Raw genomic sequence first — 23,034 nt, 5'->3', positions numbered from 1 at the left:
ATCCCTCGGCGGCCTTTGCTGTTTTATGTTGTTCTTAATCTTGGATTTATTTGCTGGAAAGGATCAATTTTAAGCCTAACAGCATTAAAACGGTCCCCGCCATGCGGTCAATCACCGTCTTGAATCTAATATAGGCTTTTTGCGATTTCTCAACCGACAGCACATAAGCCACGAAGGAGTACCAGCCTGCGTCGATAATAAAAGAGACTAAAGGCAGGACAACATAATAGTAAGCCGGAATGTGCGCGGGCAGCAGCGCGGTGAAGATACTGGCAAAGACTACCGCCGTTTTAGGGTTACTTAACTGAGTAAATAACCCGTCGCGGAAGGTCTTCAAATAGCGCGGCTTAGACTGCCCCGCTATGGCCGTTTCCACCACCATAGGATCTTTAGAATGTTTAAGGATTTTATAGGCCAGATAGAGCAAATACAGCCCGCCAAACACCTTCAAACCCCAGTATGCCAGCGGCACGGCGAGTAAAAATGCCTGCAACCCTAAGAGTGCGATGATGGCGAAAATCGCCGCGCCGGTCCCCGTCCCCAGCGCTGTCGCCAGCCCGTGTTTACGAGATTTCGCAATCGCGTTTTGCGCGACATAAACAAAGCTTGGCCCAGGGCTCATCGCCCCGATACTGATTGTCCCTGCAATGGCCGCCACCGTCAGATAACTGTTCATTATTATTCACCCTAATTTTCCGATTAATACGTCGCGCGTTTGTGCTACGAAAACAGGTACTCGTTGATAACATTACCCTGACAATAAAGGATAGGAAATAAGCAATTGTTTATGGTTATGAAGAGCTTGTAATTCGGCGATTCGCGCCCGTTAATTGGCTGAGAAGCAGGATATGTTCCAGCCGCGAATGTAATAAGTGCGAATCGAACGTCATGCCCTTCAGCGCCTCTAAAGGCTTGTGCTCTCAGCCCATTTCACTAAATTTCTGCTAAATCCTTTCAGCTCTAAATCTGCAACTTTGCCCGTTGATCCTTCAGTGATCTCTGTTCATTATTCAAACTTGTATGCAAGTACCTCACATACAAGATGTGGATCAATTAAGAATCCTAAAAATAAGGGTAATGAACATGCAACTTGCTGATTCTTCTATGGAAAAACAGGTTATTAGAAAACTCTCCTGGCGGCTCCTGCCGATACTGGTCGCCGGATACCTCATCGCCATTATCGACCGCGCCAACATTGGTATCGCGGCCCTGACCATGAATGCCGACATCGGGCTGACGGCAGCGACCTTCGGGCTGGCGGCCGGGATGTTCTTTATCCCCTACATCCTGCTTGAGCTGCCTTCCAATCTGGCGTTGGAGAAGGTCGGCGCGCGCTGGTGGATAGCCCGCATTATGTTCACTTGGGGGATCATCTCTGGCGCGCATATGTTCGTCTGGAATGACAACAGCCTGTACGTGATGCGCGCCCTGCTGGGTGCGGCAGAAGCCGGGTTCTTCCCGGGCATCGTCTTCTACCTGACACTCTGGTTCCCGGCTGCGTGGCGCGGGCGCATCGTCTCCTCCTTTATGGCCAGTATTCCGGTGGCGCTGATCATCGGCACGCCTATTTCCAGCATGCTGCTGGAAATGCACGGCCTGCTGGGGCTGAAAGGCTGGCAGTGGATGTTCCTGCTGGAAGCCTTACCGGCCATTGTGCTGGCCTTTGTGGTGCTATTCACCCTGCCCAATCGCCCGGAAGACGCCAAATTTTTAGCCGCAGATGAGAAGCAGTGGCTGCTGACGACGCTGGCGGCGGAGCGCAACCTGCTGCCGCCGCGTAAGCACGGTAACTTATTGAAAATGCTGTTTAGTCCGCGCGTTTTGCTGTTCTGTCTGGCGTATTACGGGCTGACCAACCTGAACGGCGCGATCAGCACCTTCCTGCCAAGTATTGTGAGCGAAACCGGCCTGAGCCATATCCAGACGGGCTTCGTCACCATCATTCCTTATGTGTTTGGGCTGGCGGGCATTTTGCTGCTCGGCAAGCTTTCTGACCGCCCCGGCTCAAGGCTGTTAGCCAACTATCTGGCGCTGTTTATTTCCATGTTTGGCCTGTTGGGCGCGGGTTACTTCAGCGAACCACTGGTGCGCATGACCTTCCTGTGCGGCGCGGCGTTCGGCTTCTTCGGCGCGATGCCGGTATTCTGGTCACTGCCTTCACAGTTCCTTTCCGCCTCGGTCGCGGCGGGCGGTATCGCGATGATCAACTCGCTCGGCAACCTTTCCAGCGTGATCAACCCGTGGATCATCGGCACCATTCGCGACAAAACCGGCAACTACAACGCAGGGTTCTTCTGGCTGGCGGCCATGGCGCTACTCTCCGTGCTGACCCTCACCCTGATTTTCCGCCTGTGGAAAACCCCTTCCCAGCGCGATGAAAGTCCTAACGCTGAAAAATTGAAAAGTCCAAAAGGAGTCTGTTGATGAAGATTATTGATGTGCGTTTGCGCCAGCTAGAAGGCGTCTTACCCACAGAAGGCCCAATCTGGGAGGAGCGGCTGGCTCGCCCGCTGGATATCTATGCCGACTACCGCGTGCGCGATGACCACGAGGGCGGCGAGCAGCTTAAAGACGGCTTTGCCATTAGCACCGTATATCTGGAGATCGCCACTGATGAAGGCGTCGACGGACTGGCCGGGCCGATCCCGCGCTCTATTGCCTCGATCATCGCCAGCCACCTGCGCCGCCTGCTGATTGGCCAGGATCCGCGCGACAGTGAGCGCCTGTGGGATCAGATGCATCGCGCGCTGGTGCACGGCCGTCAGGGTGAAGCGATGATGGCTATCAGCACCGTGGACTGCGCCCTGTGGGACCTGCGCGCCAAGTGGATGCAGCAGCCGGTGTATCGCCTGCTCGGCGGCTCGGCGCGGGAAAGCATTCCGGTTTACGCCTCCATGCTCGGCTTCTCGGTGCAAGATCTCGGGCTGGTGCGCGAACGCGCGCAATACTATAAATCGCTGGGCTACTGCGGGCAGAAATGGTTCTTCCGCCACGGCAGCATGAGCGGCCGCGAAGGGCTGAAACAGAACATTGAGCTGGTCAAAACGCTGCGCGACGCGGTGGGAGAAGACTATGATTTGATGTTCGACTGCTGGCAGTCGATGGATGTCACTTACGTGATGGAGCTGGCGCAGGCTATCGAGCAGTATCGCCCGCGCTGGCTGGAAGAGTGCGTGATGGCCGACCGCCTCGACAGCATGCGCCGCCTGAAAGACAAACTGAGTATCCCGATGGCCGGCGCCGAGCACGAGTACACCCGCTGGGGCTTCAAACGCTTTTTCGACGCTCAGGTGTTGGATATTATCCAGCCCGATATCTACTGGTGCGGCGGGCTGTCCGAGACGCTGAAGATCGCCGCGGCGGCCACTATGCATGATCTACAGGTGGTGCCGCACGGCCATTCGACCATCGCCACGGCGCATTTCACCGTCACCCAATCACCAATCCACACGCCGTTTCAGGAGTATTTGGTGAAGTGGAATGACATCCACCAGCACTTCCTGCAATCCCCATTAGTGCCGGAAAACGGTGTGATTCGCGTGCCGGAAACGCCGGGGATGGGCATGGCGCTGAACCGTGAGAATATTCACAAAGAGACGCTGATTTTCCCCGCTTAATCGGACATGTGGGCGGTGGCCGGTACTAGCGCCCACATTGGCCGGGGTAAACTTGCATATAAGAAGCAAGCATGTAAGTATTTCTTCCTCTTCGGATTCTTGTTGTAAAGGCACACCACGTCATGAGTACAGGGAAAAGCGCCGCCAGTTGGACCATGAAAAAAATCGTTCGCCCGCAGTCGCTAGCACTCAGGATGGCGGACCAAATCCGCGAGCTGATCGTCAATGGTGAAATTGAATTAGGCACGCTGATTTCCGAAAACGACATTGCCAGTAAGCTGCAAGTGAGCCGCACCCCGGTGCGCGAAGCCCTGCAAAAGCTGGAAACCGAGCGTCTGGTGCAAATCATTCCCCAGCGCGGCACCTACGTTTTCCAGTTCAATGAACAAGAGATGCAGCAAACCTGCAAAATGCGCGAGATTTTAGAGTCCGGTGCTTTAGGCATTGCGCTGGCGCGTGACCGCCAAGGCCTGATTGCCGCGCTGGAAAAGCAGCTTAAGCTCGGCAACAAAGCGTTAAATGGCGACCCAGACAGCTTCCGCGCCGCCGACGCCGGCTTCCACATGGCCCTGATTGAGTTCAGCCAGAATCAAGAACTGATTTACGCCTACCACAACATCATCAATCGCATCCGTGCCCTGCTCAACCGCCTCGCGAAAACCACTGAGGAGCTGTCGGGTTCGCAAAAAGATCATGAGGATTTCGTCGCCATGCTGCGCGAAGGGCGAGACGCCGACGCCGAGCAGCACCTGCGCTGGCACGTCGGCGGCCTGCTGCGCATGTTCCAGCAGAAGTATTGAGGCTGTCCTGAAGAGACAAAAAAAGCGCCGGGTTCAGCGCTTTTTTTGTCTCTTCAATGTCGAATTAGCCTCAGTTAACCCCGGCCAACAGCTGACAGTAGCGGGCGATATCCACATTGCCGCCGCTGATGATCACCCCGACTCGTTTACCTGCAAGCTGCTCTTTCACCGTGCGCGCGGCGGCATGGCCCAGACAGCCGGTCGGCTCTACCACCATCTTCATGCGTTCGGCGAAGAAGTGCATAGATTGCACCAGTTGCTCATCGGTGACGGTCAGCACGTCGTCCACGTTGCGGCGAATGATTTCAAAAGTTTGATGGCCCAGTTGCTGCGTCTGCACGCCATCGGCAATGGTTTTCGGCGTTTCAATCTTCACCCGCTTGCCGCTGCGAAACGACTGCTGACCGTCATTACCCGCCAGCGGCTCGACTCCGTAGACCCGGCAATTTGGTGAAAGCGCCCGCGCAGCCAGCGCCGAGCCGGAGAGCAAACCGCCGCCGCCCAGACAGACAAACAGCGCGTCCAGCTCGCCCACTTCCTCGAAAAGCTCCTTGGCCGCCGTGCCCTGCCCGGCAATTATGTGCGGATGGTCGTAAGGCGGGATCAGCGTCAGGCCGTGCTTTTGCGCCAGATCGCGGCCGATCTGCTCGCGATCTTCGGTATAACGGTCAAACAACACCACCTTGCCGCCATAGCCCTCGGTGGCAGAGATTTTGGCCTGCGGCGCGTCCTTCGGCATCAAAATGGTCGCAGGGATCCCCAGCATTCTGGCACACAGCGCGATGGCCTGCGCGTGGTTGCCCGATGAAAACGCCACCACGCCCGCCCGCTTCTGCTCATCGCTAAACTGCAACAGGGCGTTCATTGCGCCACGAAATTTAAAAGCGCCCATGTGCTGGTAGTTTTCACATTTGAAGAATAGCTTGGCTCCCAGCTCTTCATCGGCGGTGCGTGATGTCATGACCGGGGTTTTTCTCACATAGGGTTCGATTCGGTGGGCAGCGGCAGCAACATCAGCATAAACAGGCAAGGCAACATCACTCATTTTTCTCTACCTAGGGTCAGCGGGATGAAAAGACAAAATATATAAAATTAGACATAACGTCTATATTTGTAGCCTGTAAGTTTGACGAAAAATCTAATTATAGATAACTTATCAGCCCATCCCGGCCGGAAACCAAGAGAAAAATTATGTCAGGATCGTCAGAGAAGTGGCTACTCGACCAGCTCAACGCGGTAGCCGCAGGGTTAGGAGAAACCTTTGCGCCCTTTGCCGAAGTGGTGCTGCACGATCTTCGCGACCCGCAGCATTCGATCATTGCGGTACACAATAATTTGTCCGGCCGACAGGTTGGCGAACCTACCACCGAGATGGGGCTGGCGCGTATCGCTTCCCCCGATTACCCGAGCCTTATCACCAATTACGCCAATAAATTCGCGGATGGCAGGCCAGCGAAAAGCACCTCGATCGGCATTAAAGATCCGCAAGGGAAGTACATCGCCGCGCTCTGCATCAACGTCGATATGACGCTGTTTCGCGGCATGCAGAGCGCGCTGGCGCAGTTCACCAGCATCGCGACTGACAGCGTGAGCGAGACGCTGGGTCCGGCGGGCACCGAGGCTATTCGGCAATATATCGATAAGTTTGCTGCCCGGCTGGCGTCCACGCCGCGCGCGCTGAAAACTGCCGAACGCAAACTGCTGATGCGCGAGTTGCAGGAAAATGGCCTGCTGGAAGTGAAAAAATCAATGGATACCGTGGCGCAGCATTTGGGCGTGTCCCGCGCCTCGATTTATCTGTACGCCAAAGAGTAAGCTATCTGCAAATAAGCTGATTAGCCGATTCTTCGCCGCGCTTCACCTATGTCGCCAATGGAAAAACCCGTTGTCGTAAAAGCCACTAGCCGCCAGCCGCTCCCCTCTCTATCTTCCTCACAACGTTGTTGTGAGGTCACTATGCTTAGATTTTTGCTCTGTAGTTTTGCTCTGGTTTTACTCTATCCCACGGGGATTGACCTCTATTTGGTCGGCCTGCCGCAAATTGCTCAGGATTTACATGCTACCGAGCCGCAATTGCATATCGCCTTTTCGGTTTATCTGGCAGGCATGGCCGCCACCATGCTGATTGCCGGAGGTGTAGCAGACCGCTACGGGCGTAAACCCCTTACACTCTTTGGCTCGCTGGTCTTTATGCTGGCCTCGCTGGCTGGGGGCATGGCGACCAGCAGTGAGATATTTTTGCTCACCCGGTTTATTCAGGGGATTGGCGCAGGCTCCTGCTATGTAGTGGCTTTTGCGATTTTGCGCGACACCCTCGACGACCGCCGCCGCGCCAAAGTGCTGTCTGTCATTAACGGCGTGACCTGCATTATTCCGGTTATTGCGCCGGTGGTCGGCTACCTGATTATGCTCAAATTTCCTTGGCACAGCCTGTTCTTCACTATGGCCGCAATGGGGCTGTTGGTGTTTCTGCTCTGCTCGCTGGTGCTCACCGAGTCGCTGCCAGAAAGAGCCACCGCCAAAGCCGATACGCCACGCCAGAAGCCGGTTTCAAATGAAAATTTCAACCAGCGCTTTTTTATCAGCCGGTTAATTATCACCACGCTGGGCATCACCATCATTCTAACTTATGTGAACGCCTCACCTTTTTTAGTCATGGAACAGCTAGAATTTAGTCGCGGCCAGTACTCGCTGGTAATGGCGCTGACCGCGCTTGTGAGCATGATCTCTGCTTTTTCAACGCCTTACTGGCTGTCGCGCTTCAAAGAGAAGCACCTGATGCTGACCGCGCAGGCTATGTTCGTCGGCGCCGCCTTAGTGCTGCTGGCGGCGCAAAAAGCCCTGCTGCCGGTGCGCGCCGAGCTGCTGGGCTTTGTGCTGATTTGCGCCGCGTTCTCACTGGGTTTTGGCGTGACCATGAGTCAGGCCCTCAGCCCTTTCAGGCTGCGGGCAGGCATGGCAAGTTCGCTGCTAGGCATCACGCAGGTCTGTACCTCAGCGCTGTACATCTGGCTGATGGGCGCGCTGGGGGTTCAGGCACTCAACATGCTACTGGTGATCCTCATCGCGGGTGGAGCTTTCAGCGCGGCCCTCATATTATGGGTCCCTACTTCCCCTCAGGCGAAACCACATGAAGAAGTCTCTGGCGCGACTTGACCTCAATCTGCTGTTTATTCTGCAATTGCTGTTGCAGGAAAAAAGCGTCTCCAGAACGGCGAAGAGGCTAAACGTCACCCCTTCAACCGTCAGTAAGTCGCTAAATAAACTCAGAACCTGGTTTGATGATCGACTGTTTATCAAAACGCCGCAGGGGCTGGAACCCACGCCGCTGGCGCTGAGCATGGAGGCGGAACTGGCGGACTGGCTGCTGCTCTGCGGGCTGATTGCCGATAAGCAGGGCCATGAGATCCCGCGCGGGGTGAAATTCGAGTTGGTGATTGAGTCGCCGCTGATGCTGCTGATGTTCAACCAGCTTTCCCAGCGTATTTACGCGCAGTATCCCGAGGCCAAAATCAAGGTACGAAACTGGGATGACGGCTCGCTGGAGGCGATTATTCGCGGCGAGGCGGACATTGGCTTTACCGGGCGGGAGAGCCATCCGCTTTCCAGAGAGTCACTGCATTTACTGCCCAACTTCGTCAATTTCGAAGTGTTATTCAGCGACCTGCCGGTGGTCTATTTGCGTGAGGATCATCCGGCTTTGCAGCAAGAGTGGAATCTGGAAACCTTCCTGCAATACGCGCATATCGGCGTTTTTTGGGAACATAGCGAGATCTGGGCGCTGGACAATGTGTTGCAAGAGATGGGCACACAGCGCAGCGTGTCGCTGACCCTGCCGAGCTTCGAGCAGTCGCTGTTTATGGCGGCCCAGCCCGGCCATACCATGCTGGCGACCGCGCCGAGCTATTGCGGGCGCTACGCCCAACAGCTGAATTTAGGCCTGGTCACCCGGCCCATTCCCCTCGCCAAAGCGCATCAGGACAAGCTGATTATCCCTTTCACCATGATTTGGCATAAACGCAATGCTTACAGCTCGAAGCTGAAATGGCTGAAGCACACCATTCGCAGCCTGTATGACTCGGGCGAGTTCGGCTCCGGCCACCTCTCGTAGCCGCGCTATTTTTGCAGGCTAGCCAGATAAACGCAGAACATGTCGGCCATGGCATTGGCATAAGTGTCGATTTCTGCGGCAGTGCGCGGGGTTTCGGAGAACTGTTTACCCGTGGCGCTTAGCGCGTTGGTGATCAGGTCGCCTGCCAGTGCGCGCGTCTCGGGGCTGGCGTCGGGCAAGGCTTTTTGCATGAAAACGTCGACGATGGCGTCCCCTTTCACCCTCACTTCCTGCGCCTCTGGCGCATCGCGATACAGCGGCGCGGCGTCATTGAGCGCCACGCGCATTTCAGCCTCTTCGCACTCCGAATGAATAAAAGCGTGGACCAAGTTGCGCAGCCGCTGTAACGGCGTTTTCTCATCATCATTCAAGATACTCCGCAGCATATCGGTGGTCTGCTGCCACTCGTCGCGCTGCAAACGGAACAGAATCGCCGCCTTATTGGGGAAATATTGGTAGAGCGAGCCGATGCTCACCCCGGCCTTCTCCGCCACCCGCGCGGTAGTGAAACGCTGCGCCCCTTCCTTCGCCAGAACCTGAGTAGCCGCCGTCAGGATAGTCGCCACCAGCTCGGTCGATCTCGCCTGAAGTGGTTGTTTTCTTGATGAAATTTGTGGGGCGCGGCGTTCAGTCATCGGGGTCTCGGAATGCGAATAGTTAAATGCGAATAATTCGTCATATTATAGTGGCGTGCAACGTCGCACTCAATCTCAGACTGGAAATAAGCCATGAATACTCTGACTTCCGCCCCACTGGCACCCCTACTTGATCGCTTATTTGCCGAGGCGCGAGAAAACTTACCGGCAGTCGATCCGGCGCTGCTCAACATGTCTGACGACGAGCGAAAACGCCTCAAGCAAAGCAAAACCAAATACGTCAATCTGTACAGTATGCTGAAGGATTTCCCCCTTGCGGTATCGCGCGAAACCGGCGCGCTGCTCTACATGCTGGCGCGCTCGAGCAATGCCAAAAACATCGTTGAGTTCGGCACCTCGTTTGGCATTTCCACCTTGCACCTCGCGGCCGCGCTGCGCGACAACGGCGGCGGCTTGCTGATCACCAGCGAATTCGAATCTTCGAAAGTGATGCGCGCCAGAGAAAACCTGCAAGCTGGCGGGGTCAGCGATTTGGTGGATATCCGCCAAGGCGACGCGCTGCAAACCCTGAGCGTCGACCTGCCGGAAAGCATCGACATGCTGCTGCTCGACGGCGCCAAAGCACTTTATCCGGATATCCTAAATCTGGTGGAAAGCCGCCTGAAACCGGGCGCGCTGATCATCGCCGACGACGCCGAAGACAGCCCGGAGTTCCTGACCTACATCCGCGCCGAGAACAGCGGATACCTCTCCGTCCCCTTCGCCGACGACGTCGAATTGTCGATGCGTCTGGGGTAATGGCATCAGCGTTAAGACACAAAAAAGCCCCGAATTTGGGGCTTTTGTTTGGGGCCTTGGGAAAGCTAAATCACCCCAATTACTTCGACAAGCTTTGCGCGGCTTTCTCGATCAGCTCGGCGACTTTTTGCGGCTGTGAGGCGAAGACGGCGTGGCTGGCTTTCACTTCAACCACTTTACTGTCGGCGCGTTTTGCCATGAAGCGTTCTAAGTCTGGATTGATGGCGCGGTCCTGGGTTGCGACCAATGCCCAGCTTGGTTTGGTTTTCCAGGCCGGTTCAGCGGCCGGGGTGCCGAAGATAGCGGCGGCTGGCATCACCTGTGAACGGGCCATGAAGTTGGCTTGGGCGGCTGGCAGGTCGGCGGCGAAGTCGGCGTGGTAGACCTCAGGTTTCAGGTATAAGAAGTGGTCGCTAGTTTGTGCAATACCTTGAGTCGCCTGAGGAATTTTTGCCGACAGGCCTGCCAGCGTTTCGCCTTTTTCGGGTTGGAAAGCGGCGATATACACCAGCCCGGCGACTGACGGGTCCTGCCCTGCTTCGCTAATGATAAAACCACCGTAGCTATGCCCTACCAGCAAAGATTTCCCCGTCTGCTGGCCCAAAATGCGGCGCGTCGCGGCGACGTCATCGGCCAGCGAGGTTTGCGGTTCTTGCACAATCGAGACGTGATAACCAGCCTTGTCCAAGATTTTGGTTACGGCCTGCCAGCCAGAACCATCCGCGAAAGCGCCGTGGACCAACACGATATTTTTTACAGGCTCAGCGAATGCCGCGCTTTGTGCCGCAAAAGCCAGTGCCAGACCAGCCGCCAGAGTCGTCAGGGTTTTCTTCAACATGATGATTTCCTTCATTTTAGGGTTGGATAAGGGATACCTATTTAGTTATCGCAATATTGTTTATCGCGATAACTAAATTGAAGTTAAAACTATCAGCATTGGCTTAGGTGTCAAGCTATTTGTTATCGCGATAGATAAATATTTACCCGCAATGGTATGATGGTGCATAGTCCGACGCTAAAGGAGCCCCCCGTGACACATCGTCCCCGCCTGGCGGAGCAGCTTTGTTATTCCATCTATTCGACCTCTATCGCCATCAAGCGGCTGTACAAGCCCCTGCTTGATGCCATGGGCGTGACCTACCCGCAATATCTGGTGCTAAACGTACTTTGGGAACAGGGGAAGCAGTCGATTGGCGGCATTGGTGACACTCTGGCGCTGGAAACCAGTACCCTGACACCGTTACTTAAGCGTTTGGAAAATGAAGGTTTTATTGAGCGCGTGCGCAATCCGCAGGATGAGCGTCAGGTGATGATTTCCATCACGGACAAAGGAAAGCAGCTGGAAGAAGAGTCGATTCGCCTGTCCGAAACGCTGTTTTGCAGTTCGAATCTGGAGTTGAAAGAGTTACAGCGGCTGAATCAGGAGATCGTTGCGCTGCGCGACAATATCGCGCAGCGCAACGGCTAAGTCTCTATTTAGGCTGGCGTTTATCTTCAGTACGCAGATCAAAATCCGAGGCGTCATGGCGCTCGTGGAGTTGGTCTGCCGGGTCACCGAAGGTGCGGTTTACCTTGCGCCCGCGTTTCACTGCCGGGCGGTTGGCCACTTCTTCGGCCCAGCGCTGGAAGTGCTTGTAGGATTTGAGATCAAGGAACTCAGCGGCGTCGTACAGGCCGCCCTGCGCCAGGCTGCCGTACCACGGCCAAATCGCAATATCCGCAATCGAATACTCGTCACCCGCAATAAAGCGATGGTTGGCTAACTGGCGATCCAGCACGTCGAGCTGGCGTTTCGCTTCCATGGTAAAGCGGTTGATGGCGTATTCAATTTTGAACGGCGCATAGTTGTAGAAATGGCCGAAACCGCCGCCCAGATAAGGCGCAGAGCCTTGCAACCAGAACAACCAGTTCAGGGTTTCAGTGCGCGCAGCAATCTCTTTTGGCAAGAAATGGCCGAACTTCTCTGCCAGATACAACAGGATCGCGCCAGATTCAAAAACGCGGATCGGCGGCGTTGCCGAGTGGTCAAACAGCGCCGGAATTTTCGAGTTCGGGTTCACTTCCACAAAGCCGCTGGAGAACTGATCGCCTTCGCCAATGCGAATCAGGTGCGCGTCATATTCCGCCTCGGTCACGCCCAGTGCCAACAGCTCTTCCAGTAAAATCGTCACCTTTTGGCCGTTTGGCGTACCCAGCGAATAGAGCTGCAACGGGTGCTTGCCGATTGGCAACACTTTCTCGTGCGTTGGACCAGCAATCGGGCGATTTATCTTCGACCAGTTACCGCCATCTTGTTGATTCCATACCCAAACCTTTGGAGGCTGATAGTTATTTTCCGACATGGATCACTGCCCTCTGTTATAGGATTCATTGGTGTTCATCAAGATTGAGCATAGCCTTGATGATGGCAGTTGATCTATTTAGTTAGTGCTCACCCTCAAGGTGATTAAAGAGGGGGCAGGCGACGCTTTACCGGCGTAGCTTTAACCAGCGACGTGTTGCACTGCGCATAATCAGCAATAGGATCCAGGATCTCATCGAGATGCTGCATTGACCGGACCTGTAGGCGCATCACGAAGCAATCTTCGCCGGTGACTTTGTCGCACTCGCTGCATTCTGGCATCTGCTGAATCAGCTTCTGCACATAGTGCAACTGCCCAGCTAGCGGCTTAACGCGCACTATCGCCATCAGCGGATAACCCAGTGCTTCAAGATTGATGGTGATACTAAATCCTTCAATAATATGATTTTCTTCCAGCCTGCGTACCCGCTCAGCGGTTGCCGGAGCCGATAACCCCACCTGCTCGCTAAGGGATTTAATCGACAGTCTCGCGTCCTGCGCCAGCAGTTTTAAGAGCAATCGGTCGATTTTATCAATATTCATTTTTCCTCTGCCTTATACCAAACCCGCTTATTTTTAATAAAAAGGATTCATAGCCAAATAACGTTACTTAAATAAGCTTTGAGTCCATATCGCCTTGCTATCTGCATATTATGCCGCCCCTTTTGTGAAGATAATAATCTCCACCTACTCTCTTTATAAATAACAAATTACGGGATGAAAAATGAAACAGCTTGAGATTGCCGATAGCTACCAGCTGGATGATTTACGCATTGTCGAACGCCAGAAACCGGCATCGCCCGGCCCCGGCGAGGTGATGGTGAAGATGGGCGCGGTTTCGCTCAATTTCCGTGATTTGCTGGTCGCCACGGGTAACGGGCACTGGCGACCAACGCCGGGCCGCGTGCCGGGTTCCGACGGAGCAGGACGGGTGGTGGAAGTGGGCGAAGGCGTAACCCGTTTCGCCGTCGGCGATCGCGTCATCACCACCATTTTGCCCAATTGGATTGCCGGGCCGATGACCGAGGAAAACTCCAGAGGCTCACTGGGCGGTGTGGCGGTAGACGGCGTACTGGCCGAGTATCGCGTGCTGAATGCCGAGTCGCTGGTTCTGGCCCCTGACTATTTGACCGACGCTCAGGCTGCCACCTTCCCGACCGCCGGGCTCACCGCATGGCATGCCTTGCAGCGCGCCGGCAAGCTCGGCCCGGACAGCACGCTGCTGGTTCAGGGAACCGGCGGTGTTTCCCTGTTCGCCTTACAGATAGGCTTGGCTGCGGGAGCTAGAGTTCTTGCGACGTCAGGCTCAGATGCGAAGATTGAACGCCTCAAAGCCATGGGCGCGCACGCCACGGTGAACTACCAGCAGCGGCCGGAATGGAGCCAGGATGTTCTGGCATTAACGGGGGGCAAAGGGGCCGATGTCACGGTGGATATCGGCGGCGCCTCAACGTTGCACCACTCAGTGAAGGCCGCGGCGCATTATGGCGTCATTTGCATCGTCGGCCTGACCGGCGGCCTAGAAGCGACCTTCAACGTGTCACAGGTATTCTTCAAAAACCTGCGCATTGAGGGGATCGAGACCGGCTCACGCGAAATGCTTGAAGCCATGCTCAGCTGGTTCAGCGACCGACAAATCACGCCGGTGGTGGACAGCATTTATAGTTTCGAAAACAGCCGCGAAGCCTTCCTGCACCTGCAATCTGGCCAGCACTTGGGTAAAGTCTGCATCACCTTCTAACTTCATCAATAACAAAAAAAGCAGCGGTTTAGGCCGCTGCTTTGCTTGAGGGTGATCCTGACACAGGAACGGCTTTAGGCCTTGGCGGCAGCGGCCGGTGTGGCGCGGAAAGCTACGCCAAAACGGTTGAAGGCGTTCATCAGCCCAATGGCATAAGTGAGATCAGCCAGCTCCTGCTCGCTAAACTCGGCGATGGCCGCCGCATACTCGTCATCCGGCACGCCGGTTTCGCTAACGCGAGTGACGCTTTCCGCCCAGCTCAGCGCCACGCGCTCGCGGGCAGTGAACACGGCGCCCGCCTCATGCCATACGGGGACCAGCACCAGCTTTTCCACCGATAAACCCGACTTCAGCAGGTCGCGGGAGTGCATATCAATACAGAACGCACAGCCGTTGATTTGGGAAACGCGCAGGTAAACCAAGTCAATCAGCGCCTTCGGCAAGCTGCCTTTCAGCAGCGTTGAGTACACGGCGCCAAAGGCTTTATAACCCTCTGGGGAGGCTTTGGCGTAGTCGATACGTTGAGTCATGATACTTCCTTAGTGTTGTCGTTTTGAGAACACCAGAATGAAGAATCTTGGCCTGCATCGAAAGCGCCATAAAGTGTCTATTATTCCAGACCATGATTAGGCGGTGGGGATGGTGCCCCCGTCAATAACGAACTCGGTGCCGCTGATGGATGCCGCACGTGGCGACACCACGAAGGCAATCAGGTCGGCCACCTCGCGCGGTTTAGCCGGCCGTCCCAGCGGAATTCCTCCCAGAGAGTCCATAATGATCTGCTTACCGCCCTCGTAATCCGTGCCCGCCTGTTCGGCGAGGCGCTCGGCCATCGCCACCGCGGCGGTGGTTTCCACCCAGCCCGGCGAGACGCGCACCACGCGCACGCCCTGCGGCGTCACCTCTTTCGACAGACTTTTACTGTAAGTGGACAGCGCTGCTTTCGCCGCCGCATAGGCAGTAGTGGATTCCGGCAGCGGCAGCTGATGCTGAATAGAGGTAACGTGGACAATCACCCCGGCGCCCTGTTTGAGCATCTCTGGCAGCAGAGCGCGATCGAGCCGCACCGCCGACAGCAGATTGAGATTTAGCTCGGACAGCCACTGCTCGTCATCCAGCGCGGCAAAACCGCCGCCCGGCGCAGTTGAGCCGCCCACCACGTTAACCAGCACGTCGATCCCGCCAAGCTGCTTTAAGGTGGCGGCAGCGACCTCGGCACAGCCCTGTGCGGTGCTGACGTCGGCGGCGATATAGTGCACATCATCCCTCGGGCCTCGGGAGACGTCCCGCGCGGTGGTAACCACTTTCGCGCCCACTTCTCGTAAAACTTGCACCACGGCTTCGCCCACGCCCTTGGTGCCGCCGGTAACCAAAACTCTCGCGCCCGCCAAACCTAATTCAAAACTCATGTTGATGCCCTCAGTGGATGTTCATTTCCAGCTAAGCATCGTGGTAAAATATATTGATAACAAGTACATACAATTAAGTCAGGTACATACTTAAAAGTAAGTTTTTTGAATTTAAAGGCGAAAAGCGCCAATATTATTTACTATAAAAAAATGACAACGATAAATGAAAACAGCGCGCCCCCGCCGCAGGGTCAGGGCCACAAATACACCCGTGAAACAGCCGCCATCGGCGTCGAAAAGGTGATTAAACTGCTGGATGGGCGGTGGAAACTGCTCATTCTGTTTCAACTTTTCGGCGGCCGGGTGCTGCGCTTCTCCGATCTTGAACGGGCAATCCCCGCGGTCTCGCAAAAGATGCTGATTCAGCAACTGCGTCAGTTGGAAAGTGACGGCATCGTCAAACGCATCGTCTACCCCGAAGTCCCGCCGCGAGTGGAATACTCACTGACGGAATGGGGGCAAGACCTCTGCCCGGTGCTGGATGCCTTGTTAAATTGGGCAGCACTGCGTGAAGCGCAGGCGGCGGACTAGCGCGGCCTGCAGCTGGATCACTGCGCTGGCTTCGTCAGCTGCGATGCCTTCCACAGGGAGCCGGGGTTAACGCGGGTTGGATAGAGCGCCAGCATGGCCTGATAAAGCTGCCCGGCGCTGTCGGTTTCCTCGGCGAGACGATTGAAGTCCAGCAAATACTGTTTAGTTTTGGCAATATTCTCCGGGGCGTCGTCGTTTTCCGGCACTTTATGGCCCGCCACTACATAAGCTGGCTTGAGCGCCGCAAGGGTGTCCAGCGCGGCAATCCACTCCAGCCGACTCTGCTTATCCGTCTCCCCAAGAAAAGGGTGAATGCCGTTGTATACCACGTCACCCGCCACGATTAACTCGAGGGAAGGGACATACAGGCTGGTCGATTCCGCAGTATCCGTGCGGCCAGTATGCACCACCAACAGCTTGTGCCCTTCCAGCTCGAACTCGTCGCTGCTCAGCGGCTCGGCGGCAATCAGCCGGTCGTCGATTTCACCCGGAAACAGCTTGCGCCAGAAACCGTCCACCGAAGCCGGAGCAAGGTGGGCATGCATCGCCTTAACAATGGCCGGAGCCGCCACCGCGCGGGCCTGCGGGAAGTGTTCCAAGAGCGGGGCCAGCCCGAAGAAGTGGTCACCGTGGCCGTGGGTGATGTAGATCGTGGTGAGGTTTTTGCCGCTGGCAATCACCCAGTCCAACAGCGTTTGCGACTGCTCTTTGGTCAGGAAGGTATCGACCAGCACGGCGTCTTTCTCGCCATAAATCAGCGTGGCTGAATTAGCGACCCACATCAGCGACTCGAGGCCGGCAGGAATATCCCGGCTTAGGCCAGGGCGTTTAATGGTTAAAACATCCCATTTCAGGGCAGGTTTGCTCATGGTGTTTGCTCCGTAGTGAAGAGGGGTATCAATTGACAGTCGAAGGCGTAACGGCTATAAATAAAATATGACCGGTCGGTTTATATTGTCAAGACAATTGGAGATCAACGATGAACAGCCCTGCTGAAGCTGATAATAGAGGCCGCCGTGGGCCGAAGCCAAACCTAAATACCCGCACCAATCTGGTTCAGGCCGGGCTGCAAACCTTCCATCGCGAAGGCTTTGCCGCGACGGGCATTCAGAGCATCGTTGAGCAGGCGGGCGTGCCGAAAGGCTCTTTCTACAACCATTTCGACAGCAAAGAGACCTTTGGCGCCTCGGTGGTGGATGCCTATTTCGAGCGCGCGCAGGCCAGATTGGATAGCGCGTTCGGCAATACCGACCTCGCGCCGCTGGCTCGGCTGGAGGCCTATTTCGACAGCCTGATCGTGGCTTTTCGCGACAACAAGTTCAGTAAAGGCTGCCTGATGGGCAATCTCAGCGCCGAAATCGCCGACCACAGCGAAGCCATTCGCCTGCGCCTGGTGGAGCAGTTCGCCGCCTGGTGTCAGGTGATTGAAAATTGCCTGCTGGACGCTCAGCGCCAAGGGCAGCTCGACAGTAATTTGTCCGCCAAGTCACTGAGTGACTTCATTCTAAATTCTTGGGAAGGCGCGCTGCTGCGCATGCGAGTGGAGAAGAACGACTCGCCTTTGCTGGAGTTTAAGCAGTTTGTTTTTGGGCATTTGCTGGGCTAGGTTTGTTTATTGGCCGCAGAAAACGCTATGCTGGCAGGAATTTCGCACTATACAGAGATAGCCGATGAGCAATAAAAAGCAGCCAGCCCCGTCGATCTTCGACCATTTGCAAGAGGACGACGGCTTTGACCTTTGGGGCCGTTCCAAGTTGAGCAGCGCCTTGAATAAAGCTAAACCCGCGACGCCGGACAATGATGCATTAGCCGCGGCGCGCAAGCTTATCAAAGGCGACAAGAAAGTGGCGGAGTGATATTCCTCCATTTGCGCCAGCATTAAAAAACCCGCCAGATGGCGGGTTTTGTTTTTTAGCATGCTCAAACTTTCTCGGAAACCAGCCCCTCGGCGAGCGGGCTTGAAGAGGCCGGGCGCAGCGGCCGCGAGCCGTGCTCTTTCGCCGATTTGATCCACGACCATGAGCCAAACGCCGCGATGCCAATCAAAATCGCGTATTCAATCGACATCACATACACCCCTTGCACCGCGTACAGCGCCACGCTGATGACATCCAGCGCGCACCAAATGATCCAGTTCTCCACATACTTTTTAATCATCAATACCGTCGCCACGATCGACAGTACCAGAATGGTGGAATCCGCCAACGGCCAGGCGTCCGGCAGCAGCGGCGGCGTTGACGCCCATTTTGGACAGCAGCGCGAAGGCAACGCCGGTCAGCCACGAGAAAATACCGTCAATGTTGAAGGTCATCAGCAGGATAAACAGCACGCTGACCACCGCCGTCACCACAAAGCTGTTGAGCGGCATCCAGCGGATCTTGATCGCCGGGGCCTCTTTTTTATCGTCTTTGTACCAAATCACCCAGCCAACCACGTTGGCGACGAAGAAGAACACTTGCAGCATCATGCTGGCGTAAAGCTGGATTTGGAAAAAGATCGCCGTAAACAGGGTGACGTTTAACAGGCCAAATAGGTAGTTGATGGTCTTCTCACGGCTGGCGAGCCAGATGTTGATCAAGCCAAATAGCGTACCGATCGCCTCGATCCAAGATAATTGATAGCCGTCTTTGCCGAGCGGGATATTAACCATGATGTTGTGAATGCTGAAATAGGAAAGCATGGTTCGACTCCTGTATTTTCTTTGTTTTTATGAAGTTAACGAGCAAGTTGTAAAACTATTAATAGGCGTTGGCGGAACTTAAATAATCAATCACCTCGCCCGACTCGGCGACCCAGCCATAGTTTTCATCTAACACGGCCAAACACTCGATTTTGCGCGGCGCGCTCATGGACTCCACGGCGTCGGAGACCACGATTGAGGTGTAATGGTGATATAGCGCTTCACGCACGGTATCTTCGACGCAGCACTCAGCCACCACGCCGGTGACCACCAGCGTATCAACGCCAAGCTCGGAGAGATGCTGCTGAAGAGTGGTGCCGTAGAAGCCGCCAAAGCCGTGCTTCGGCACGATGATTTCGCCATTAATAGGTGCCAGTTCAGCGATGATATCTGCACAATTCAGCTCGACCTCACTGTCTTCATAGCGGCGCAAGTGCCCTACGCGACAGGCTTTGGTTTGCTCGTCGAGGAAAGAGGTCCAGCTGAATTTGCTCTCCAGCCTGCGCCACGCGTCGTTTTCCACGCTGACCCATTGCAGAAAAATCACCGGGTAGCCGCCCTCCCGAAAATGCTGGAGCAGGCGCTGCTGCGGCGCGATAGTCTCCCGGCCGCCCGGCACTTCAAAGGGAGCGCCCTGACGAATAAAATCGTTTTGCATATCCACAATGATCAGCGCGGGTTTATTGATTTTTGGTAGCTGGTGCAATGGCATGATGTGTTCCCCTCATTAACATTCTTTTTTTTGAGATGTATTTAATAAAGAACATGAGCAAGGAGCATGCCAGCAGCGACTAAAGGGCAGGAATTGTGTCAATTTAGGGCTTAGAAATAAGAAAAATTGATGAAAGGCGGCGTAGAAGTGATTTTTCCAATACTTTTAAGATACTTTTAACATGGCCGAGGCCGTTATTTGGCTTAGGGCAAATCTTCATTTTTCGCCGACAATCGGCGTCGCACCTTTATAATACCATTGCCTCATTTTGGGGCGTGCAGCGGCTTACCCATGGGCTGGGAAACCACTGCATAATTTGAAACTGGACATCTATACGTCCAAAACGTAATCTGACAATCTATTAACATTCATCCACTCAGGTTATGTAAGGAAAGCCACGCCATGCGCCTATCCGCTCTGGTTGCCACTCTGCTTGCCACTACGCTTTTTTCTGCTGGTACCCACGCTGGCGCGACCTTAGATCGCGTCACTAAAACCGGCGTGCTGCGCAATGTGATTGTTAATGACTACCCGCCATTTGGCTTTATCGATGATAACAACCAGCTGGCGGGTTTTGACGTGGATGTCGCCAAAGCCGTGGCTGCACGCATGGGCGTGAAAGCAGAAATCACCGCGCCGGGCTGGGAAACCATCATTGGCGGCAATTGGCGCGGGCGCTGGGATACCTGTATTTGCTCGATGACGCCAAACACCGAGCGCGCCAAAGTGCTCGACTTCCCGACGCCTTATTACAGCTCTCCGGCTGTGCTGGTGGTGAATAAGAAAGACGATCGCATTAAGTCAGCAGCGGATCTGAGCAACAGAAAAGTCGGCATCGGCATGGGTTCCAGCTACGAAACTTACTTGCAAAAAACGCTGGTGATCCCCGGCGCGAAACCGATCGATTTCCCCTTCAATAATGTGCAGGCCATTCCCAGCGATGAAGAAGTGGCTTTCCAGAATTTAGCCTTGGGACCGGGCGTGCGTCTTGACGCCATCGTCTCCGACCTTGCCACTGCCAATTCGCGCATCAAACGTAACCCTAATTTGTTCAAAATCGTCACCGAACTTTACGCCGAGCCTAACTGGGTCGCTACCGACAAGGGAGATCCTGAGTGGGATAAGAAAGTGGCGGATACCATAAAATCACTGCGCGACGACGGCACTTTGGCGAAGATTTCTCAGCACTGGCTGGGCGAAGACATCACCAAAGAGGAGCCGTAACGGATGGCGCAACTCCCTGACGTGAAACCTATCGTGGCGGAAAAATCTAACCCGGCGCTGGCTGATGCCAGCCTGTCGGCCACGCCGCGCGCCTTCAAAATCAAAACGCTGATCACCTGGCTGGTGCTGCTTAGCCTGCTGTTCAGCCTGTTCGGCAAGATGGGGCTACAGTGGGATTTGATTGAGCAGAAGCTGCCGTTCCTGCTCGGCCTGCGCCTGTCGCCGGACGGCTTTATTCAGGGCGCGGCGCTGACTCTGCTGATCACCGCCTGTTCAATGTTTTTCTGCCTATTATTAGGGTTAATCACCGCATTAGGGCGCATGTCAGATAACGCCGTGGCCTTTGGCTGCGCGACTTTCTATGCCTCGCTGTTTCGCGGCACCCCGCTGCTGGTGCAGGTGTTAATCATCTATCTGGCGCTGCCACAGGCCGGGATTGTGCTGGGCGCGCTCAGCTCGGGGATTATCGCGCTGTCGCTGAACTACGGGGCCTATCTGGCGGAAACCATTCGTAGCGGCGTGCTCTCCGTGCCGCGCGGGCAGAAAGAGGCCGCGATGGCGCTCGGGCTGTCGCCGTGGACCGTCGCGGTGCACGTCACCGCGCCACAGGCTCTGCGCATCATCATTCCTCCCGCCGGTTCGATGTTTATTTCCATGCTGAAAGATTCGTCGCTGGTGTCGCTGATGGGCCTGTGGGAGCTGAATTTCCTTGCGCAGTCTTATGGGCGCAGCACCTATCGCTATATGGAAATGCTGGCGACCGCCGCCGCGATTTACTGGATTATGTCGATTGTGTTCGAGCTGATCCAAAGCCGCCTCGAGCGTCGTTTCGGCCAAGGTTATCGCCGCTAAACATCGCCGTTAAACACGGTCTAACATCGTTGCAGGTACGCCATGTCGCGCTTTCCACAAGATTTCCGTTTAATCTCCTATTTGTCGAAGCTAGAGCACGCGGTGCGTTTCCCGCTCTCCTCGTCTTACCCTGAGTCCATGAGCATCGAGCAGCTGTTCGCCCTTGCAGGGGAGCAGCACCGCCAGCCGGTGCTTGAGGCGATCCTCGACTACCCACCATTGCGCGGTACGCCTGAGTTGCTTGAGGCAATTGCCTCGACGTATGACCAGGCCACGGCGGAAAACATCATTAGCTTTGCCGGTGCCGATGAGGCGGTTTACGCCAGTTTCCACGCACTGTTGGACGCAGACGATCACGCCATTGTTGTCACGCCGAACTACCAGTCTTTGGAGAGCGTGGCGATGTCGCGCTGCGCGGTGAGCGGCGTGGCGCTGAACGCCGACCAAGGCTGGGCGCTGGACGTGGCGGATGTTCGCGCTGCCCTGCGCCCTAACACTAAGGCGCTGGTGATTAACTTCCCGCATAACCCGACCGGCGCGCTGATCGGCCGCCAGCAGCTAGACGAGCTGGTTGAACTGTGCCGCGAGCGCAGTATCTGGCTGTTTTCTGACGAAGTTTATCGGCTGACCGAGTTTGATATCGCCGAACGTCTGCCACAGGTGGCGGACATTTATGAGCGCGGCATTTCTCTGAATGTCACCTCAAAAGCCTATGGCCTGCCCGGCCTGCGCATTGGCTGGGTAGCCTGTCAGGACGCGGAATGGCTGCTGAAGCTGGAACGCATGAAGCAGTATTTATCCATCTGCAACTCCCTGCCGGGCGAGATGCTGACCACCATCGCGCTCAATGCCCGCGAGGCCATTCTACAACGCGTGATGCAACGCTCCCGCGAGCAGCTAGGCCAGTTGACCGACTTTTTGGCGCGCTATCCGCAGCTTTTCGAGCTGGCTCCCCCGAAAGCCGGAGTGCTGGCCTTCGTGCGTTATAAAGGGCCGGAGGGCGCGGAGCAGTTCGCCACGCGTCTGGTGGAGGAAACCGGCGTGATGACCATTCCATCTGTGACCTATGCGTCTGAATTAACGGCCGTTTCAGAAGATTTTCTGCGTATCGGCTTTGGCCGAGCGAATCTGAGTAAAGCGCTGGAAGTGTGGGGCGAATGGCTGGATAAGCAGAAGCAGTAAAAAAAGCCAAGCCCGCCGGAGAACGGCGGGCCGAGATGAAACGCTCAGACACAGGAGAGCGGTATCATGTTAGACGCGGACTTACTGGCTCATCGCGTCTTTTTTCATGCCATCTTTACCCATTGAATCTTTGCTCATGGAATCTTTACCCATGCTGTCTTTTTTCATGTGATCTTTAGACATACAGTCTTTGCCCATCGAATCTTTCCCCATGGAATCTTTGCCCATAGCGTCTTTACCCATGCTGTCTTTCTTCATGCAGTCGTGGGACATCTTGCCCATGGTGTCTTTAGACATAGAGTCAGCAGCCTGAGTCACGCCAGCGAAACCCATCATTACGGTAGAGAACATCAGAACAGTCATCAGCTTTTTCATGGTATTTCCTTTTTTAAAGTAGTTGCACAGTTGTGCAGGTAAGGTTCACGTTCAACTTCTTATTA

The 23,034-nt window shown here is 55.3% G+C and carries 26 protein-coding genes and 1 pseudogene; 15 read left to right on the top strand and 12 right to left on the bottom strand.

The genetic code is table 11. From position 1 onward, the window contains the following. Positions 1–46: 46 nt before the first annotated feature. The gene (locus tag SBO83_RS09675; RefSeq protein WP_396131360.1) at positions 47–676 is read right to left on the bottom strand and encodes a LysE family transporter; all 630 of its coding nucleotides are present in this window, start codon (positions 674–676) and stop codon (positions 47–49) included. Between the two features lie 407 nt (positions 677–1,083). Here SBO83_RS09675 and SBO83_RS09670 point away from each other — a divergent pair, with 407 nt between their 5' ends. From SBO83_RS09670 to SBO83_RS09660, 3 genes are all read left to right on the top strand, one after another. Next, the gene (locus SBO83_RS09670) at positions 1,084–2,424 is read left to right on the top strand and encodes an MFS transporter (RefSeq protein ID WP_396131359.1); all 1,341 of its coding nucleotides are present in this window, start codon (positions 1,084–1,086) and stop codon (positions 2,422–2,424) included. Then, positions 2,424–3,617 carry an enolase C-terminal domain-like protein gene (locus SBO83_RS09665; protein WP_353503393.1) on the top strand — a complete coding sequence of 398 codons (1,194 nt, stop codon included), beginning with the start codon at positions 2,424–2,426 and terminating at the stop codon, positions 3,615–3,617. The genes SBO83_RS09670 and SBO83_RS09665 overlap by 1 nt, the downstream gene beginning before the upstream one ends. 122 nt (positions 3,618–3,739) lie before the next feature. Next, on the top strand, positions 3,740–4,417 hold the full coding sequence (locus tag SBO83_RS09660) for an FCD domain-containing protein (RefSeq protein ID WP_396131357.1): 678 nt from the start codon (positions 3,740–3,742) through the stop codon (positions 4,415–4,417). Between the two features lie 70 nt (positions 4,418–4,487). Here SBO83_RS09660 and SBO83_RS09655 read toward each other — a convergent pair whose 3' ends face one another. Then, positions 4,488–5,462, bottom strand: coding sequence for a threo-3-hydroxy-L-aspartate ammonia-lyase (locus SBO83_RS09655; RefSeq protein WP_396131356.1), 975 nt, complete (start codon positions 5,460–5,462; stop codon positions 4,488–4,490). A gap of 146 nt (positions 5,463–5,608) precedes the next feature. Here SBO83_RS09655 and SBO83_RS09650 point away from each other — a divergent pair, with 146 nt between their 5' ends. From SBO83_RS09650 to yidZ, 3 genes are all read left to right on the top strand, one after another. Then, on the top strand, positions 5,609–6,232 hold the full coding sequence (locus SBO83_RS09650) for a helix-turn-helix transcriptional regulator (RefSeq protein WP_353503396.1): 624 nt from the start codon (positions 5,609–5,611) through the stop codon (positions 6,230–6,232). A 141-nt stretch (positions 6,233–6,373) separates the two neighbouring features. Beyond that, positions 6,374–7,573: an MFS transporter gene (locus SBO83_RS09645; protein WP_396131355.1), complete on the top strand. Its 1,200-nt coding sequence runs from the start codon at positions 6,374–6,376 to the stop codon at positions 7,571–7,573. Beyond that, positions 7,548–8,528: an HTH-type transcriptional regulator YidZ gene (gene yidZ / locus SBO83_RS09640; protein WP_396131354.1), complete on the top strand. Its 981-nt coding sequence runs from the start codon at positions 7,548–7,550 to the stop codon at positions 8,526–8,528. The genes SBO83_RS09645 and yidZ overlap by 26 nt, the downstream gene beginning before the upstream one ends. Positions 8,529–8,533: 5 nt before the next feature. Here the strand turns inward: yidZ and SBO83_RS09635 are convergent, their stop codons facing one another. Continuing rightward, on the bottom strand, positions 8,534–9,163 hold the full coding sequence (locus SBO83_RS09635) for a TetR family transcriptional regulator (protein WP_396131352.1): 630 nt from the start codon (positions 9,161–9,163) through the stop codon (positions 8,534–8,536). A gap of 93 nt (positions 9,164–9,256) precedes the next feature. On the opposite strand from SBO83_RS09635, the gene SBO83_RS09630 reads away from it, so the two are divergent. Further along, complete coding sequence (locus SBO83_RS09630) at positions 9,257–9,922, top strand: class I SAM-dependent methyltransferase (protein WP_396131351.1); 666 nt, start codon at positions 9,257–9,259, stop codon at positions 9,920–9,922. Between the two features lie 79 nt (positions 9,923–10,001). On the opposite strand, the gene SBO83_RS09625 is transcribed toward SBO83_RS09630, so the two are convergent. Beyond that, a complete protein-coding gene (locus tag SBO83_RS09625; protein WP_396131350.1) occupies positions 10,002–10,760 on the bottom strand; it encodes an alpha/beta fold hydrolase in 759 nt (252 codons plus the stop codon). A gap of 192 nt (positions 10,761–10,952) precedes the next feature. Here SBO83_RS09625 and SBO83_RS09620 point away from each other — a divergent pair, with 192 nt between their 5' ends. Next, entirely contained in the window at positions 10,953–11,390 is a 438-nt protein-coding gene (locus SBO83_RS09620) for a MarR family winged helix-turn-helix transcriptional regulator (protein WP_034793198.1), read from the top strand. 4 nt (positions 11,391–11,394) lie between these two features. Here SBO83_RS09620 and yghU read toward each other — a convergent pair whose 3' ends face one another. Both yghU and SBO83_RS09610 read right to left on the bottom strand, forming a co-directional pair. Continuing rightward, positions 11,395–12,264, bottom strand: coding sequence for a glutathione-dependent disulfide-bond oxidoreductase (gene yghU, locus SBO83_RS09615; RefSeq protein ID WP_396131349.1), 870 nt, complete (start codon positions 12,262–12,264; stop codon positions 11,395–11,397). A gap of 104 nt (positions 12,265–12,368) precedes the next feature. Next, the gene (locus SBO83_RS09610) at positions 12,369–12,806 is read right to left on the bottom strand and encodes an Lrp/AsnC family transcriptional regulator (RefSeq protein ID WP_353503401.1); all 438 of its coding nucleotides are present in this window, start codon (positions 12,804–12,806) and stop codon (positions 12,369–12,371) included. Between the two features lie 181 nt (positions 12,807–12,987). Between SBO83_RS09610 and SBO83_RS09605 the strand changes: the two genes are divergently transcribed. Next, positions 12,988–14,004, top strand: a complete 1,017-nt coding sequence (locus SBO83_RS09605) for a zinc-binding dehydrogenase (RefSeq protein WP_396131348.1) — start codon at positions 12,988–12,990, stop codon at positions 14,002–14,004. Positions 14,005–14,078: 74 nt separating this feature from the next. Here the strand turns inward: SBO83_RS09605 and SBO83_RS09600 are convergent, their stop codons facing one another. Continuing rightward, positions 14,079–14,534: a carboxymuconolactone decarboxylase family protein gene (locus SBO83_RS09600; RefSeq protein ID WP_396131347.1), complete on the bottom strand. Its 456-nt coding sequence runs from the start codon at positions 14,532–14,534 to the stop codon at positions 14,079–14,081. Positions 14,535–14,630: 96 nt separating this feature from the next. Next, complete coding sequence (locus SBO83_RS09595; RefSeq protein WP_396131346.1) at positions 14,631–15,413, bottom strand: SDR family oxidoreductase; 783 nt, start codon at positions 15,411–15,413, stop codon at positions 14,631–14,633. 150 nt (positions 15,414–15,563) lie between these two features. Here SBO83_RS09595 and SBO83_RS09590 point away from each other — a divergent pair, with 150 nt between their 5' ends. Next, positions 15,564–15,944 (top strand): winged helix-turn-helix transcriptional regulator, encoded by a 381-nt coding sequence (locus tag SBO83_RS09590; RefSeq protein ID WP_353504029.1) that lies wholly within the window; start codon positions 15,564–15,566, stop codon positions 15,942–15,944. Between the two features lie 17 nt (positions 15,945–15,961). On the opposite strand, the gene SBO83_RS09585 is transcribed toward SBO83_RS09590, so the two are convergent. Next, on the bottom strand, positions 15,962–16,813 hold the full coding sequence (locus SBO83_RS09585; protein ID WP_353503405.1) for an MBL fold metallo-hydrolase: 852 nt from the start codon (positions 16,811–16,813) through the stop codon (positions 15,962–15,964). 110 nt (positions 16,814–16,923) lie between these two features. Here SBO83_RS09585 and SBO83_RS09580 point away from each other — a divergent pair, with 110 nt between their 5' ends. Both SBO83_RS09580 and SBO83_RS09575 read left to right on the top strand, forming a co-directional pair. Continuing rightward, a complete protein-coding gene (locus tag SBO83_RS09580) occupies positions 16,924–17,550 on the top strand; it encodes a TetR/AcrR family transcriptional regulator (RefSeq protein ID WP_396131345.1) in 627 nt (208 codons plus the stop codon). 64 nt (positions 17,551–17,614) lie between these two features. Then, entirely contained in the window at positions 17,615–17,800 is a 186-nt protein-coding gene (locus SBO83_RS09575; protein WP_353503407.1) for a hypothetical protein, read from the top strand. A gap of 64 nt (positions 17,801–17,864) precedes the next feature. On the opposite strand, the pseudogene pnuC reads toward SBO83_RS09575, so the two are convergent. Beyond that, positions 17,865–18,624 (bottom strand): annotated as a pseudogene (gene pnuC / locus SBO83_RS09570) (nicotinamide riboside transporter PnuC). Between the two features lie 58 nt (positions 18,625–18,682). After that, positions 18,683–19,336 carry an isochorismatase family protein gene (locus SBO83_RS09565; RefSeq protein ID WP_396131344.1) on the bottom strand — a complete coding sequence of 218 codons (654 nt, stop codon included), beginning with the start codon at positions 19,334–19,336 and terminating at the stop codon, positions 18,683–18,685. Between the two features lie 402 nt (positions 19,337–19,738). Between SBO83_RS09565 and SBO83_RS09560 the strand changes: the two genes are divergently transcribed. From SBO83_RS09560 to SBO83_RS09550, 3 genes are read left to right on the top strand one after another with little or no spacing between them, the layout of a single operon-like run. Then, entirely contained in the window at positions 19,739–20,560 is an 822-nt protein-coding gene (locus SBO83_RS09560; RefSeq protein WP_396131343.1) for a transporter substrate-binding domain-containing protein, read from the top strand. Positions 20,561–20,563: 3 nt separating this feature from the next. Next, positions 20,564–21,412 (top strand): amino acid ABC transporter permease, encoded by an 849-nt coding sequence (locus SBO83_RS09555; RefSeq protein ID WP_034793230.1) that lies wholly within the window; start codon positions 20,564–20,566, stop codon positions 21,410–21,412. A gap of 42 nt (positions 21,413–21,454) precedes the next feature. Next, positions 21,455–22,594 (top strand): aminotransferase class I/II-fold pyridoxal phosphate-dependent enzyme, encoded by a 1,140-nt coding sequence (locus SBO83_RS09550; protein ID WP_396131342.1) that lies wholly within the window; start codon positions 21,455–21,457, stop codon positions 22,592–22,594. Between the two features lie 81 nt (positions 22,595–22,675). On the opposite strand, the gene SBO83_RS09545 is transcribed toward SBO83_RS09550, so the two are convergent. After that, the gene (locus SBO83_RS09545; RefSeq protein ID WP_353503412.1) at positions 22,676–22,969 is read right to left on the bottom strand and encodes a pentapeptide MXKDX repeat protein; all 294 of its coding nucleotides are present in this window, start codon (positions 22,967–22,969) and stop codon (positions 22,676–22,678) included. Positions 22,970–23,034: the final 65 nt, after the last annotated feature.

Source organism: Ewingella allii (assembly GCF_044430645.1).
Taxonomy (GTDB): domain Bacteria; phylum Pseudomonadota; class Gammaproteobacteria; order Enterobacterales; family Enterobacteriaceae; genus Ewingella; species Ewingella allii.
Note: the sequence above shows the minus strand (reverse complement) of the source record. Positions and strands in the feature narration are given on the sequence as shown.